At 72.9% G+C, this 14,568-nt stretch carries 13 protein-coding genes; 3 read left to right on the top strand and 10 right to left on the bottom strand.

Annotated elements, in window-relative coordinates; translation table 11 throughout:
* Positions 1–218 precede the first annotated feature (218 nt).
* The gene (dacB, locus tag O7599_RS22405) at positions 219–1,769 is read right to left on the bottom strand and encodes a D-alanyl-D-alanine carboxypeptidase/D-alanyl-D-alanine-endopeptidase (RefSeq protein WP_281617389.1); all 1,551 of its coding nucleotides are present in this window, start codon (positions 1,767–1,769) and stop codon (positions 219–221) included.
* Positions 1,770–1,855: 86 nt separating this feature from the next.
* Here dacB and O7599_RS22400 point away from each other — a divergent pair, with 86 nt between their 5' ends.
* Complete coding sequence (locus O7599_RS22400; RefSeq protein WP_018835994.1) at positions 1,856–2,350, top strand: inorganic diphosphatase; 495 nt, start codon at positions 1,856–1,858, stop codon at positions 2,348–2,350.
* A gap of 103 nt (positions 2,351–2,453) precedes the next feature.
* On the opposite strand, the gene O7599_RS22395 is transcribed toward O7599_RS22400, so the two are convergent.
* From O7599_RS22395 to O7599_RS22365, 7 genes are all read right to left on the bottom strand, one after another.
* Positions 2,454–4,109 (bottom strand): threonine/serine exporter family protein, encoded by a 1,656-nt coding sequence (locus O7599_RS22395; protein WP_281617388.1) that lies wholly within the window; start codon positions 4,107–4,109, stop codon positions 2,454–2,456.
* A 226-nt stretch (positions 4,110–4,335) separates the two neighbouring features.
* On the bottom strand, positions 4,336–5,172 hold the full coding sequence (locus tag O7599_RS22390; protein ID WP_281617387.1) for an ABC transporter permease: 837 nt from the start codon (positions 5,170–5,172) through the stop codon (positions 4,336–4,338).
* Positions 5,169–6,233 carry an ATP-binding cassette domain-containing protein gene (locus tag O7599_RS22385; RefSeq protein WP_281617386.1) on the bottom strand — a complete coding sequence of 355 codons (1,065 nt, stop codon included), beginning with the start codon at positions 6,231–6,233 and terminating at the stop codon, positions 5,169–5,171. Before O7599_RS22385 ends, O7599_RS22390 begins: the two co-directional genes overlap by 4 nt.
* Positions 6,234–6,315: 82 nt before the next feature.
* A complete protein-coding gene (locus O7599_RS22380; protein WP_281617385.1) occupies positions 6,316–6,933 on the bottom strand; it encodes a PadR family transcriptional regulator in 618 nt (205 codons plus the stop codon).
* Positions 6,934–7,090: 157 nt separating this feature from the next.
* Positions 7,091–7,534 (bottom strand): CBS domain-containing protein, encoded by a 444-nt coding sequence (locus O7599_RS22375; protein WP_281617384.1) that lies wholly within the window; start codon positions 7,532–7,534, stop codon positions 7,091–7,093.
* Positions 7,535–7,683: 149 nt separating this feature from the next.
* Positions 7,684–9,141: an aldehyde dehydrogenase family protein gene (locus O7599_RS22370; protein WP_281617383.1), complete on the bottom strand. Its 1,458-nt coding sequence runs from the start codon at positions 9,139–9,141 to the stop codon at positions 7,684–7,686.
* Between the two features lie 89 nt (positions 9,142–9,230).
* Positions 9,231–10,091, bottom strand: coding sequence for a helix-turn-helix transcriptional regulator (locus O7599_RS22365; RefSeq protein WP_281617382.1), 861 nt, complete (start codon positions 10,089–10,091; stop codon positions 9,231–9,233).
* 282 nt (positions 10,092–10,373) lie between these two features.
* On the opposite strand from O7599_RS22365, the gene O7599_RS22360 reads away from it, so the two are divergent.
* Positions 10,374–10,862, top strand: coding sequence for an ATP-binding protein (locus tag O7599_RS22360; protein WP_281617381.1), 489 nt, complete (start codon positions 10,374–10,376; stop codon positions 10,860–10,862).
* Between the two features lie 490 nt (positions 10,863–11,352).
* Here O7599_RS22360 and O7599_RS22355 read toward each other — a convergent pair whose 3' ends face one another.
* The gene (locus O7599_RS22355) at positions 11,353–11,592 is read right to left on the bottom strand and encodes a DUF397 domain-containing protein (RefSeq protein WP_018835984.1); all 240 of its coding nucleotides are present in this window, start codon (positions 11,590–11,592) and stop codon (positions 11,353–11,355) included.
* Between the two features lie 186 nt (positions 11,593–11,778).
* Complete coding sequence (locus O7599_RS22350) at positions 11,779–11,973, bottom strand: hypothetical protein (protein ID WP_281623475.1); 195 nt, start codon at positions 11,971–11,973, stop codon at positions 11,779–11,781.
* Positions 11,974–12,145: 172 nt separating this feature from the next.
* Between O7599_RS22350 and O7599_RS22345 the strand changes: the two genes are divergently transcribed.
* Positions 12,146–14,548 (top strand): phosphoketolase family protein, encoded by a 2,403-nt coding sequence (locus O7599_RS22345; protein ID WP_281617380.1) that lies wholly within the window; start codon positions 12,146–12,148, stop codon positions 14,546–14,548.
* Positions 14,549–14,568 lie beyond the last annotated feature (20 nt).

Genomic DNA, 14,568 nt, shown 5'->3' with positions numbered 1-14,568 from the left:
TGCGTCTCCCACACTCCCCCGATCGTGCTCCCACGGGCCCGACTCGGCGGGCCCGCCCCGGGACTCTGGCCAGCCCCGGGCGATCACATGCCTCGGATGCTGCCATACCGGCCGCAACTCCCGCAGCCCTCCTCCACAGACCTGTGGATAACCGGACGAGGACCTGCAACACACCTGCGACACGGGGTGGTTCGAGAGGCCGGAGGTGAGCCGCCGGCTCAGCGGCAGCCGCAGCCCGCCACCGCCGCCGCCATCCGGTCCAGCGCGTCCCCCGCCCCCGTGCGGTCCGTCGCGCCCATCGTGAAGAACGCGAACGCCAGCAGCCGCCCGTCCGCGTCCACCACGGTCCCCGCCAGCGAGTTGACCCCCGTCAGCGTCCCCGTCTTCGCCCGCACCACGCCCCGCGCCGCCCCCGCGCCGCCGCCCTCGTCCCCGTAGCGGTCCCGCAGCGTGCCGTTGAACCCCGCCACCGGCAGCCCCGTCAGCAGCGGCCGCAGCTCCGGGCGGTCCTGGTCCGCCGCCGTCACCAGCAGCCGGGCCAGCAGGTCCGCCGAGACCCGGTTGCCCCGGCTGATGCCGCTGCCGTCGGCGAACCGCGCCCCGCGCACCGGCAGTCCCAGCTTCTTCAGTTGCCCCGCGACCGCCTTCCCCGCCCCCGCGAAGCTCGCCTCGCGGCCCGTCGCGAGGGCCGTCTGCCGGGCGAGCGCCTCGCCGAGGTCGTTGTCGCTGTACGTCAGCATCCGCTCGGTCAGCTCCGCCAGCGGCGCCGAGTACGTCGCCGCCAGCTCGTCCGCCTTCTCCGGCACCCGCTCCGCGCGCGGCTCGCCCGCGACCCGTACGCCCGCCTCGCGCAGCTCCCCGGCGAAGGCGTCCGCCGCGTCCCGCGCCGGGTCCGTCGCGCGCGGGGCCGGGCCGTGCCAGGAGTCGTCCAGGCGGGCCTCGTCGACCATCAGCGGGGTGACGGGCGCGATGTTCTCGTTGAGCCCGATCTCGTGCAGGACGTCACCGGCGTACGCGGTGGCGTCGTACCGTACGGCCACCTTCCGCACCCCGTCCGCCTTCAGCTCCCGCGCCGTGTCCCGCGCCAGGCGCGCCAGCCGCTTCGCGGTCAGCGTGGGGTCACCGCCGCCGACGAGGAAGACCTCGCCGCCCTCGGCGAGCGACGCGGTCGGGATGCGGTGGTCGGGGCCGAGGGCCGCGAGGGCGGCGGCGCCGGTGGCCAGCTTGACCGTGGAGGCGGGCACGACGCCGGCGGTCTCGCGCTCGCCGTACAGTTCGCGGCCCGTGGTCACGTCCCACACGGCCGCGGTGGTCGGCGAGCCGAGCGCGGGATCCTTCAGCAGCGGCGCCAGTTCCTTGGCGAGTCCGGCCCCGGTCGGCCGCGGGGTGCCGGCGGGCCGGGTGCCGTCCTGCGGGCCCAGCGGGGTCAGCACCCGCGGGGCGCCCGCGCGGGCGCCCTGCAGGCCGTCGCCGGGGGCGCCGTCGCCCGGTACGCCGTCGGCGGCGCCGTGATCCCTGTCACCTGTACGGCCATCGGCGGCGTCGGCACGCGCGGCGGTCCGCCTCTCCGCCGTACGCTGACCCGAGTCCCAGGGCCCCGCCACGGTGATCACACCGGCGGCGAGGACGCCGCCCAGCGCGCCGGACGCGGCCACCAGCCGCACCGTACGACGGGTGTGCAGGGGCTGTGCCTCCCACCGCCGGGTCCAGTGCCGTGCCCAGCGGGCGGCCTTCCGCCGTGCCACCGCGACCCCGACCCCGACCCTCACCAGGGACCAGCCCCTTTCGCCACCACCCCGCTGCGTGGGGGACACTTAATCATCTGAACCATGCTGATCTTGAAGGAGAGCCACCCGTGGAGTTCGACGTCACCATCGAGATCCCGAAGGGTTCGCGGAACAAGTACGAAGTGGATCACGAGACGGGCCGGATCCGCCTGGACCGGCGGCTCTTCACCTCGACCAGCTACCCGGCAGACTACGGCTTTATCGAAGGCACGCTCGGAGAGGACGGCGACCCGCTGGACGCGCTGGTCCTTCTGGACGAGCCGACGTTCCCCGGATGCCTCATCGCCTGCCGCACGATCGGCATGTTCCGCATGACCGACGAGGCCGGCGGCGACGACAAGGTGCTGTGCGTGCCGGCGCACGACCCGCGGGTGGAGCACCTGCGGGACATCCACCACGTGTCGGAGTTCGACCGGCTGGAGATCCAGCACTTCTTCGAGGTGTACAAGGACCTGGAGCCCGGCAAGTCCGTGGAGGGCGCCAGTTGGGTGGGCCGGCAGGACGCGGAGGCCGAGATCGAGGCGTCCAAGAAGCGCCTGGAGGCGGCGGGCGGCCACCACTGACCGGCGGGCCCCGCTGACGCGCGGTACGCAGCGATACGAGCGGTACGCGGCCGTACGAGCGGTACGCGGCGACGCGTGCCGGCACGGACGCCGGGGACGGCCCCTAGAACCCGCGGGTGCGCTTCGCGCCCCGCCGGGCGGGGGTCGTTTTCTCGCCCGGGCGTTTCATGAAGAGCCGGGCCATCTCGCCGCCCAGGTTCACCCCGATCGCGATCGCCAGCGCCAGCGCGGCGGCGGTCAGCAGCGAGCGGGCGCCGGCGTTCAGCTCGTTCTGGGCGAAGCCCAGCAGGCCGAAGTACGTGGCGCTGCCCGGCAGCAGCGGGCCGATGGCGGCCGTGACGTACGGCAGCGCGGAGATGAACCGGTAGCGCGAGAAGAGCTGGCCGAAGAGCCCGACGAGGCCGGCGGCCAGCGCGGTGGCCAGGACCGGCGACTTGTTCGCCTGGTGGGCGATGACCGCGTAGATCAGCCAGGCGACGCCTCCGTTGAGGGTCACGGCGATCACGGTGGAACGCTCCTGCTGGAGCAGGACGGCGAACGCCAGCGTCAGCAGCATCGCCGCGAGCAGGGAGACCACCGGCCGCTCCTGGCGGTGCAGCGCGGCGTCCGGGCTCAGCTCGGCGCCGAGCTGCACGCCGACGTAGAGCACGATGAGCACGCCGACGACGATGCCGACGACGAGGTAGAGCACCTCGAGCAGCCGCGCGGAGGCGGTGATGTAATACCCCGTCAGCCCGTCCTGGACGGCGGCGACCAGGGCCCGCCCGGGGATCAGCGCGAAGAGCCCGCCGGTGATGACGGCGGAGGACTGGGCGTCGATGTCGGCGATGTTGAGCGTGACGCCGACCGCCGCCGGGGCCATGGCGGCAGCCACGAACTGGTAGAACTCCGGCAGCCCGCGCCCGGCCGCCAGCCACGCGAGCCGGTCGCCGAGCATCGCGCCGATCGCCGCCGCGCAGAACACCAGCGGCCCGCCGCCCACCAGGGTCGCCGCGGCGCCCGACAGCCCGCCGCTGGCGAGGGTGAGCGCCCACTTGGAGTACGGGTGGCGGTTGCGGCGGATCTCGGCGAGGCCGCGGTACGCCTCCTCCAGGCTGACCGCGGCCTCCTCGTCCACGATGGCGTCGACGAGGCGGTAGACGGCCGCGAGCCGGTTGTAGTCGGTGCCGCGGCGGCGCACCGTCCGGTTGAGCGTGATGGGGTCCTCGACCAGGGAGGGCTGGTACGTGACCGTCAGGAGGGTGAACGTGACGGTCGGCTCGCAGCGGTCCAGGCCGAAGGCGTGGGCGATGGCGAACATCGCGGCCTCGACGTCCTCCGCGCCCTCGCCGCCGGCGAGCAGCAGTTCGCCGATGCGCAGGGTGAGGTCGAGGACGCGCGGCACCGGCAGCGCGGTCTCCTCGGTGGGCGACAGCGTCCGTTCGGGCGTGGGGCGTTCCGTCATGGGCGTACGGAGCATGACACGCATCCGGTCCTGCCAGGGCGTGGATCGCGACAGCGGACCGGTGGCCGGCGGGGGCGGCGGCGCGACTCCGGCGGCGGCCGAGGGGCCGCCGTGCGGGGGCCGGAAGCCGGACCCCGCGCCGTGGTCCTCGGCGGCGGGCTCGCCGATGCCCGCGGGGCGCGCGAACTCCGAGGTCGTCTGGCCGTCTTCGGGCGCCGGGGGGAGAGGCACGCCGAAGGGCGGCGTGAACGCGCTGTGCGCCTCGTCGGACTGCGGCTTGTCTTCGCCGTTATCCGGTTCGGGCTCCTGACCCACTGGACCATCACCCCCCGCGGACGTGCCGAAAGGTTTACGCCCGCGAGCATAAGTCGGGCGCATGAAGAACGCCCCCGGGGGGTCGGAAGGGTACGGAGGCACGGCGGCACATCAGATCAAGTCGTACAAACGGGGCGCCACTGGTGTGCAGCGGGGGCGCCACCCGCGTCGAGGGCGCCGTCGCCCACGCCCGCGGGCGCCGCCCGCCACCTGCCCGTACGCGCCTTCAGCGCCCCAGGCGCAGATACCGGCGCACCGCCAGCGGGAAGAACACCGCGAGCAGCACCAGCGGCCAGACCACCGCGAGCAGCACCGGATGCTGCGCCGCCCACGAGTCGCCTGTCCAGCCGGGGTTGCCGAACAGCTCCCGGATCGCGCCCGCCGTCGCCGACATCGGGTTCCACTCCGCGACGGCGCCCAGCCAGCCGGGCATCGTCTCCGGCGAGGTGAACGCGCTGGACAGGAACGCCACCGGCCACACCAGGATCTGCACCGCCTGCACCATCTCCGGCTTGCCCGCCACCAGGCCGAGGAAGATCCCGGCCCACAGCATCGCGAACCGCAGGAGCAGCAGCAGCCCGAACGCGGCCAGCGCCTCCGCCCACGAACCGTGCCAGCGCCAGCCGACCGCGAGCCCCGCGCCGGCCATCACGGCAAGCCCGGCGACCGACTCGGCCATGTCGGTGAGCGACCGGCCGACGAGGACGGCGGACGGGGCCATCGGCATGGTCCGGAAGCGGTCGACGACGCCCTTGCCGAGATCGGAGGTGAGGGAGACCATCGTGGCCTCCAGGCCGAAGGACATCGCGAGCGCGAGCATGCCGGGCACCAGGTACTCGCGGTAGCTGCCGCCGCCCGGCACGGCCATGCCGCCGCCGAGCAGGTAGGTGAAGACCACCAGCATCATCACCGGGAAGACCAGGCTCACCACGGCCGCGCCCGGCCGGCGGGCCCAGTGCGCGAAGCCGCGGCCGGTCATCGTCAGTCCGTCGACGACGGCCCACTTCAGCCGGGCGCCCGCGGTACGGGCCGGCGGCGGGGGTGCGAGGGTGGTGGCGGTCATACGGCGCTCCCTTCCGCCGCGGCGCGCGCGTCACCGGCGCCGCCCGCGGCGTGTCCTGTCTGTCCCTGTGCCCGTCCCTGCTCCCGCTCCTGCGGCTGCTCCTGCTCCTGTCTGCGGCCGGTGAGGTGGAGGAACACCTCGTCCAGCGTCGGCCGGCGCAGCGACACGTCCTCCGCCGCCACCCCGGCCGCGCCGAGCCCCGCCACGGTCTCGGCCAGCGCCGCCATACGGTCGGCGACCGGGGCGCTGATCCGCCGCGCGTCGGCGTCGACCTCGATGTCGGCCTCCCCGGCGCGCGCGGCCATGCCGATGACGGCCGCCGCGGCGTCGAGCCGGTCCGCGTCCCGGACGACGACGTCGATGCGGTCGCCGCCGAGCAGGGCCTTCAGTTCGTCGGACGTGCCGTCGGCGACGACGCGGCCGTGGTCGACCACCGAGACCCGGTCGGCGAGTTGGTCGGCCTCCTCCAGGTACTGGGTGGTGAGCAGCACGGTGGTGCCGTCGCCGACGAGCGAGCGGACCGCCTGCCACACCTCCGTACGGCCGCGGGGGTCGAGGCCCGTCGTCGGCTCGTCCAGGAAGAGCACCTGCGGCCGCATGAGCAGGCTCGCGGCCAGGTCGAGCCGCCGCCGCATGCCGCCGCTGTACTGGCCGACGGGCTTGTCGCCGGTGTCGTCGAGGCCGAACCGCGCCAGCAGCGTCGCCGCCCGCCGCCGAGCGCCGGCGCGGCCGAGGTGGTAGAGCCTTCCGAACAGCTCCAGGTTCTGCCGCCCGCTGAGCACCTCGTCGACGGCGGCGTGCTGGCCGAGCAGCCCGATGCGGTAGCGGACCTCGTCCGGCTCCCGTACGGCGTCGTGGCCCGCGACGCGCGCGGTGCCGGCGTCCGGGCGCAGCAGGGTGGCCAGGATCCGTACGGCCGTGGTCTTGCCCGCGCCGTTGGGGCCGAGCACGGCGTGCACCGTGCCCGCGGGGACCGCGAGGTCCAGGCCCGCGAGCGCCGCCTTCGCGGCGCCCTTCCTCCCGTACGTCTTGCGCAGTCCTTCGGCGAGGATCGCCGTCATACGCCTCCTCCGCTCCTCCGGTAGTCAAATTTGACCACCGCCCCGCGAAGGTATCCCCCGTCCCGCGATTAGTCAAACTTGATTAGCGGTCGTCCGGGGCGCCGGGACCCTCCGGGCTCGTCGCCACCCCGGCCCACGGGTCGCCCTCGTCGGCCATCACGTACGCGCCGGCCTCCAGCCGCCCGATCAGGGCGCGGGTCCACTCGGCGCCGGCCTCGGCGGTGTGCAGCCAGAGCCGCATGATCTCGCCGATGTGCCCGAAGTCCTCGTCCTGCTGCGGCGAGTAGTGCCGCAGCACCTGGGCGCGCCACTCCTCCATCGCCGCGACCCGCTCCTTGAGCAGCGTGACGGCCTCGGCGCGGGGCAGGTCGACGAGGAAGCCGACGCCCGCGGTGAGGAAGTCGATCTTCTCGTCGTAGCGGCGCAGCGCCTCGCGCAGCAGCCGGAAGTACTCGGCGTCGCCCTCGGCCGTCATCTCGTACTCGGTACGCGGCGGGCCGCCGGCCGTGCTGGGCGCCACCTCGTGGGCGACCAGCAGCCCCTGTTTGGCCATCTGCTTGAGCGCGTGGTAGATCGAGCCGGGCTTGACGCTGGACCACTCGTGGGCGCCCCAGTACTCCAGGTCGGCCCGGACCTGGTAGCCGTGCGTACGGCCGTGCCGGCGGACGGCACCCAGGACCAGAAGGCGGGTCGCGGACAACTGAACCCCTTGTCTTCCGCGGGGAAGTGTGGCCTCCCAGCCTAGTCAACCTTGACTAGCACGGTACGCGGGGGCGCCCCGCGCCGCCGGTGGCGCAGGGCCGGGCTCCCCGCGCGGGAGCCCGGCCCTGCGCGGTCCGGTGCGGCGGTACGGCAGGTCAGTGGTGACCGCCCGCGTACACGCTGCGGCAGAAGGACGCGATCTGCTCGTCCGACAGCCCCTGGGTCAGGTCCGCCTCGGTGATCATGCCGACGAGCCGGTGGTCCTCGATGACCGGGACGCGGCGCACGCGGTTCTGCTCCATCGTGCGCAGCACCTCCTCGACCGGGGCACCGGCGTCGACGTACACCGGCCGGCCGGCCGCCAGTTCACCGGTCATGCAGGTCGTCATGTCCCGGCCCTGGGCGACGCACTCCACGACGATGTCGCGGTCGGTGATCATCCCGGCGAGCTTGCCGTCCTGGCCGCACACCGGCAGGCAGCCGACGTCCATGGAGCGCATCTTCGCGGCGGCGGTGGCGACCGACTCGGTCGAGTCGATGCACTCGGCGCCTTCGTGCATGAGGTCGCGGGCGGTCCGGGCGGTGGTGGGAGCGGTCATCGCGGGTCTCCTGTCCTTGATGTCGAGAGGTCCGGAGGGGGTACGGGAAGGGGGTTCCGTCCACCGCCATGTTCCGGGCCCTCGACCGGCCGGGCGACATGCGCGCCGCCGAACGGGTGACCGGTGCGGAAACGAGGCCGTACGGGCGCTCAGAAGGGGAACTGCGTCCGGCCGTGCTGCACGGAGATCCACTTCAGCGTGGTGAAGGCGTCGACCGTCGACTCGCCGTTCAGCCGCCCCATCCCCGAGCACTTCTCGCCGCCGAACGGCACCAGCGGCTCGTCCTGGATCGTGCCGTCGTTGACGTGCACCATCCCCGAGTCGATCCGCCCCGCGAGACGTACGCCCCGCTCCAGGTCGCGGGTGTGCACCGCGCCGCTCAGCCCGAACGGGGTGTCGTTGACGATCCGCACCGCCTCGTCCTCGCCCGTGAACGGCAGCAGGAACGCCACCGGACCGTAGAACTCCCGCCGCAGCAGCTCGCTGTCCGCCGGCAGCCCGGTCAGCACCGTGGGCTCCACGAGCGTGCCGTCCGTACGCCCGCGCAGCAGCGCGGTGGCGCCGGCGGCGAGGGCCGCGTCGACCTGGGCGGTGAGGTCGGCGGCCTCGCGGGCGTTGATGAGCGGGCCGAGCTGGGTCGCGGGGTCGGCCGGGTCGCCGACGGTCAGGGCGCCCGCCTTGGCGACGAACTTCTCCGCGAACTCCGCCAGCACCGCCCGGTCGACCAGCACCCGGTTGGCGGCCATGCAGACCTGCCCCTGGTGGGCGAAGCGGCTGAAGACGGCGGCGTCCACGGCGTAGTCGACGTCGGCGTCGGCGAGCACGACGAGCGCGGAGTTGCCGCTCATCTCCAGCACGGTCCGCTTGAAGTGCCGGGCGGCGACACTCGCGACGTGCCGGCCGGCCTCGGTGGAGCCGGTGAAGGACAGCACGCGCGGCACGGGGTGCTCGATGAAGGCGTCGCCGATCTCGGCCGTGTCGGTGATCACGACGTTCAGCAGGCCGGGCGGCAGCCCGGCGTCCTGGAGCAGCCACGCCAGCAGCGTGCCGCCGACGACGGGCGAGTAGCCGTGGGGCTTGAGCACCACGCCGTTGCCGAGCGCGAGGGCGGGCGCCACGGACTTCGCGGCCACCAGGAGGGGGAAGGTGTACGAGCCGATGACGCCGACGACGCCCACGGGCAGCCGGTAGACGCGGTTCTCCTTGCCGGGCGTCGGCGACGGCAGCAGCCGGCCCTCGGCGCGCAGCGCGTACGACACGGACTCGCGCAGCACCTCCTTGGTGAGGGCGATCTCGAACGCCGCCTTCAGCCGCGTGCCGCCCAGCTCCGCCACGATCGCGCGGGTGATCTCCTCCTCGCGCTCCTCCACCAGGCGCAGCGCGCGCTCGAAGACCAGCCGCCGCTCGTACGGCGAGCGCTCCGCCCAGAGCCGCTGCGCCCGCTCCGCCGCGCGGTACGCGGCGTCCACCTCCGCGGCGGTCGCGACGGTGACCGCCGCGAGCTGCTCACCGCTGTACGGGTCGAGGTCGATGACGTCCCACGAGCCCGCGCCGGGGCACCACTTGCCGTCGATGTACTGCAGGGCGAGGTCGGAGAAGAGAGACATGAGCGAGGCTGCACCCCTGCGCACGGCGGACGGCGGGCACGGCTGTGACCGCTGACACGCCATCGTACAAGTGCGCGAAGTGCGCCTCCCTACACCTCCCGGATGAGCCTGTGCAACAACTCCCGTGACTCCGCCTCGTCCTGGGCGGCGACGCGCAGCAGGTCCATGGCCTTCGTGTACGTCGCGACGTCCTCCGGCTTGTCCAGGTAGAGCGCGCTCGTCAGATGCTCCACGTACACGACGTCGGAGAGGTCCTCCTCCGGGAAGCTCAGGATCGTGAAGGCGCCGGAGTCGGGGGTGTGGCCGTGCTGCGCCAGCGGGATGATCCGCAGCGACAGGTTCGACATCTCGGAGGCGTCGAGCAGGTGCTGCAACTGCTTGCGCATCACCTGTCTGCCGCCGTACGGGCGGCTGAGCGCGGCCTCGTCGAGCACCGCCCTGAGCTGGGCGGGATGCTCGGCGTACAGCCGCTTCTGCCGCTCCAGCCGGGCGCCGACGCGCTTGTCCGCCTCGGCCGACGAGATCGGCAGGCCGGCGGTGACGACGGCGTGCGCGTACTCCTCGGTCTGCAGCAGGCCGTGCACGAACTGGACCTCGTACACGTCGATGCCGGAGGCGGCCGACTCCAGTCCCACGTAGGTGGGGAACCAGCCCGGCAGCACGTCGCTGTAGCTGTGCCACCACCCGGCGGTGTTCGCCTCGCTGACGAGGCCGACGAGGGCGTCGCGCTCGGTCTGATCGGTCACGCCGTACAGCGTGAGCAGGTCCTCCACGTCTCGGCTCTTGAAACTCACCCGGCCCAGCTCCATCCGGCTGATCTTGGATTCCGAGGCCCTGATCGCGTATCCGGCGGCGTCGCGCGAGATCCCCTGTTCCTCCCGCAGCCGTCTGAGCTGGGAGCCCAGCAGGATACGGCGCACGACCGATCCGCTTGATCCGTCCACGGCCATCGGAGCCCTCCACCCACCTCGGCGATATGGCACTTACACGGCATGGCACTACGAGCGCGCCCCCGGCGCCACCGGCCCATACTGCCATCACTCCGTATCATTGCGTGCCCGATCGGTTACCCAACCGAGAAAATCTTGCCAGCTAATGCCCATGAACCAGTAAGTTGCTAGACATTCCTCCCCCGTGCACGTGCATCTGCCCTTGCATCTGCCAAAAGCATTCGGAACCATGGGCATCCGCACGGTGACGACAGACACGCACGCGACTGGGGAGTGCCGCGCATGGGGACCGAAGCAGCAGCCGTGCTCGCGCCCTTATGGCGAGGGCTGCCCCCGCTGGACTCCGCCTCGGTCGACGGCGCCGCGTCCTGTGCGATATCCGGCAGCCATGAGTCCGTAAGCGGCGCGCGCGCCTTCACGCACACCACGTTGCGGCACTGGGAGCTGACCGACCTCAGCGACGACGTCGCGCTGGTCGTCTCGGAGCTGGTCACTAACGCGCTCAGACACGCCCTGGGCGGCCGCACCGCCCAGGACGCGGCGGTACGGCTCCATCTGATGCGCTGGGCGTCCCGGCTGGTGTGCGCCGTACGCGACCCGAGTACCGCGAGCCCGGTGGCCGGGGTGGCCGACGTGGGCGCGGAGTCGGGGCGGGGGCTGTACCTGGTCGACTCCTTCAGCGACAGTTGGGGCTGGCATCCGCTGGACGGCGCGCTGCGCGGCAAGGTGGTGTGGGCGGTGTTCCACCTGCCGAAGCCGGCGGAGGACTGAGGAGCCGCGTGCGCAGGGCCCGTACGGCGCGTACGGCCTGTGGGGCGCGTACGGCCCGTACGGCGCGCAGAGCCGCCTGATCGTCCTTCCCGCCGCCGGGATGCACCGCCGCGGCGTCAGGGCCGCGTACATCCTTGCTGCACCCGGGTGAGCCGCACGCGCCCGCCGTGCCCACCGACACCGGCATCGCCGCGCCCGCGCCGCCCCCCGTACGCCGCGCTGGCGGGCCCGCGAACGTCCGGGCCGAAGTGCCGTGGCGGAACCTCTGCGCAGCGACGACTACTCCTCGCGGCGCCCTGGATACGGGGTGATTCACGCTCCGGGACCGTTCGCGGACGGAAAGGAAGCGGTCGCATTCCGTGCGGATCGCTGACCTACCGCGATCGACGCCTGCTGCGGGCGATATTCGGCCGGGATCCGGATGACAACCGGCTGCAACGTGACCCTGCCGATGACGGAAGCGGGCGGTGCAGCCGGGAATAGGGGGGTGTCAGTCAACTATGAGGTGGTCGAACTCTCCGTCCTTGACGCCCAGCAGCATCGCCTCTACCTCGGCACGGGTGTAGACGAGGGCTGGTCCTTCGGGAAATCGGGAATTGCGAACGGCTATCTCGCCGCCGGGAAGTCTGGCGAACTCCACACAGGAACCCTGCGAGTTGCTGTGCCGGCTCTTCTGCCAGGCGGCGCCGTGAAGATCCCTGGCCGCAATGCCGTTGTATGCGTGGGCCACAGCGCTTCTCCAAGGTGGTTGCCAATGTCAACTGTCGGGGATCATAGCTGTGTTGGTGGCTACGTGCACGCGCAAATGCACGTGCACACAGCGTGCGCGCTTGATTCCGATCAGGCGTCCACCAAGGTCATCCCCCGGGAGTTCAACGCCCAAGGCGGTACCGAATAGTTCCCGGCTCCGCCACATTCACGGCCGGATGCTGCTCACCACGTTCGCCGTCGCCTCCAGGCCGGACTGGATCGTGGGCGCCACGGTGGTCCCGGACAGATAGAAGCCGAGCAGGACGCAGACCACCGCGTGCGAGGTCTTCAGCGTGCCGCTGCGCAGAAACACCACGGCCAGCACCAACAGCAGCAGCACGACCGACACCGACACGGCCATCTGATCACCGGTCCCCGGGTTCGCCGTCCACATAAGTGGCAGTCTGTCCCACCCGTACCCGCCGTCCCGCGCGAGCCGTGCCCGCCATCCGGGTGATAGCGGGGCTGTCCGGGGCCGGCGGGCGCGCGGCGCGCCCCGTCGGGTGGTGGGTGCCGCCCCCGGGCCGTCAGACTTGCCCGTACCGCCCACCGCCCCCTTCGTCGATGGGACGACGATGAAGAAGCAGGAGCTGGCCGACCTCGACGCCCACTGGCGCGCACTCAACTACCTGGCCGCGGGCCAGATCTACCTCACCCGCAACCCGCTGCTCACCGAGCCGCTGACGCCCGGTGACATCAAGCCGCGGCTGCTCGGCCACTGGGGCACCTGCCCGGGCCTCAACCTCGTCTACACCCACCTCAACCGCGTCATCGGCGCCCGCGACCTCGACGCCGTCTGCGTCTGGGGACCCGGCCACGGCGGCCCCGCGGTCTACGCCGGCGCGTGGCTCGACGGCTCGTACGGGGAGGTGCACCCCGACGTCTCGCGCGACGCCGCCGGGATGGCGCGGCTGTTCCGGCAGTTCTCCTTCCCCGGCGGGACACCGAGCCACGTGGCGCCCGTGATCCCCGGGTCGTTCCACGAGGGCGGCGAGCTGGGCTACTCACTGGCGCACGCCTACGGCGCCGCGTTCGACAACCCCGGGCTCCTCGCGGCCTGCGTCATCGGCGACGGCGAGGCGGAGACCGGGCCGCTGGCCGGGTCGTGGCACGCCAACAAGTTCCTCGACCCCGTGCACGACGGCGCCGTGCTGCCCATCCTGCACCTCAACGGCTACAAGATCGCCGGCCCGACCGTGCTCTCCCGCATCCCGCGGGTCGAGCTGGACGAGCTGCTGCGCGGCTACGGCCACGAGCCCCTGCACGTCACCGGGGACGATCCGGCGCAGGTGCACCGGGACATGGCCGAGGCGATGGACACCGCGCTGGACCGGATCGCCGCCCTCCAGCACGCCGCCAGGACCGCGGGCCGGCGCGGCCGGGCGGACCGGCCCCGCTGGCCGGCGATCGTGCTGCGCACCCCCAAGGGCTGGACCGGGCCGAAGGCCGTCGACGGCGCACCGGTCGAGGGCACCTGGCGCTCCCACCAGGTGCCCCTGCCCGAGGTGCGGGAGAACCCCGAGCACCTGGCGGAGCTGGAGCGGTGGCTGCGCAGCTACGAACCGGAGCGGCTCTTCGGCGCCGACGGCCGGCCGAGCGCGCAGGTGCTCGCCTGCGTACCGCGCGGCGACCGCCGCCTCGGCGCCAACCCGCACGCCAACGGCGGCCGGCTGCTGCGCGCGCTGCCGCTGCCGGGGCCGGACACGTACGCCGTCGCCGTCGACCGGCCCGGCACCCGGCTCCACGAGCCGACCCGGGTGCTCGGCGCCATGCTGCGGCAGGTGATGGCCGACACCGCGGAGCGCCGCGACTTCCGCGTCTTCGGCCCGGACGAGACCGCGTCCAACCGGCTGCAGGAGCTGTTCGAGGTCACGGACCGGGCGTGGGAGGCGGAGGCGGAGCCGACCGACGAGCACCACGGGCCGCACGGCCGGGTCATGGAGGTGCTCTCCGAGCACCTGTGCCAGGGCTGGCTGGAGGGGTACGTCCTCACCGGCCGGCACGGGCTGTTCTCGTCGTACGAGGCGTTCGCGCACATCGTCGCGAGCATGGCCGCGCAGCACATCAAGTGGATCCAGACCGCGCAGGACGAGCCCTGGCGCGCGCCGGTCGCCGGCCTCAACTACCTGCTGACCTCGCACGTCTGGCGGCAGGACCACAACGGCTTCAGCCACCAGGACCCCGGCTTCGTCGACCACATCCTCAACAAGAGCCCCGGCGTCGTCCGGGCCTACCTGCCGCCGGACGCCAACACCCTGCTGTGTGTGGCCGACCACGTGCTGCGGACCCGCGGGGTCGTCAACGTCGTCGTCGCCGGCAAGCAGCCGTCGTTCGACTGGCTGACCCTGGAGCAGGCACGCTCGCACTGCCTGCGCGGGGTGGGCATCTGGGAGTGGGCCGGCACCGAGCGCCCCGGTGAGGCGCCGGACGTCGTGCTGGCCTGCGCCGGTGACGTGCCGACGCAGGAGGTGCTGGCCGCGGCGGCGCTGCTGCGCGAGCACCTGCCGGAGCTGGCGGTCCGGGTCGTCAACGTCGTCGACCTCGCCCGGCTGATGCCCCATGAGGAGCACCCGCACGGGATGACGGACCGGGAGTTCGACGCGGTCTTCACCCGCGACACACCGGTCATCTTCGCGTACCACGGCTATCCGTGGCTGATCCACCGGCTCGCCTACCGGCACGCGGGGCACGACCAGTTGCACGTGCGCGGCTACAAGGAGATGGGCACCACGACCACGCCCTTCGACATGGTCGTACGCAACGACCTCGACCGCTACCGGCTGGTGATGGACGTCGTCGACCGCGTCCCGGGCCTGGCCGTGCGGGCGGCGGCGGTGCGGCAGCGGATGGAGGACGTACGGGGCAGGCACCACGCCTGGATCCGCGAGCACGGCACGGACCTGCCGGAGGTGGCCGACTGGACGTGGCCGGGCTGAGGACGGCGCCCGGCCGGCGC

This window comes from Streptomyces sp. WMMC500 (genome assembly GCF_027497195.1).
In the GTDB taxonomy this organism is placed as follows: Bacteria; Actinomycetota; Actinomycetes; order Streptomycetales; family Streptomycetaceae; genus Streptomyces.
The sequence above is the reverse complement of the archived record's forward strand: the minus strand, read 5'-3'. Positions and strand labels throughout refer to the sequence as shown.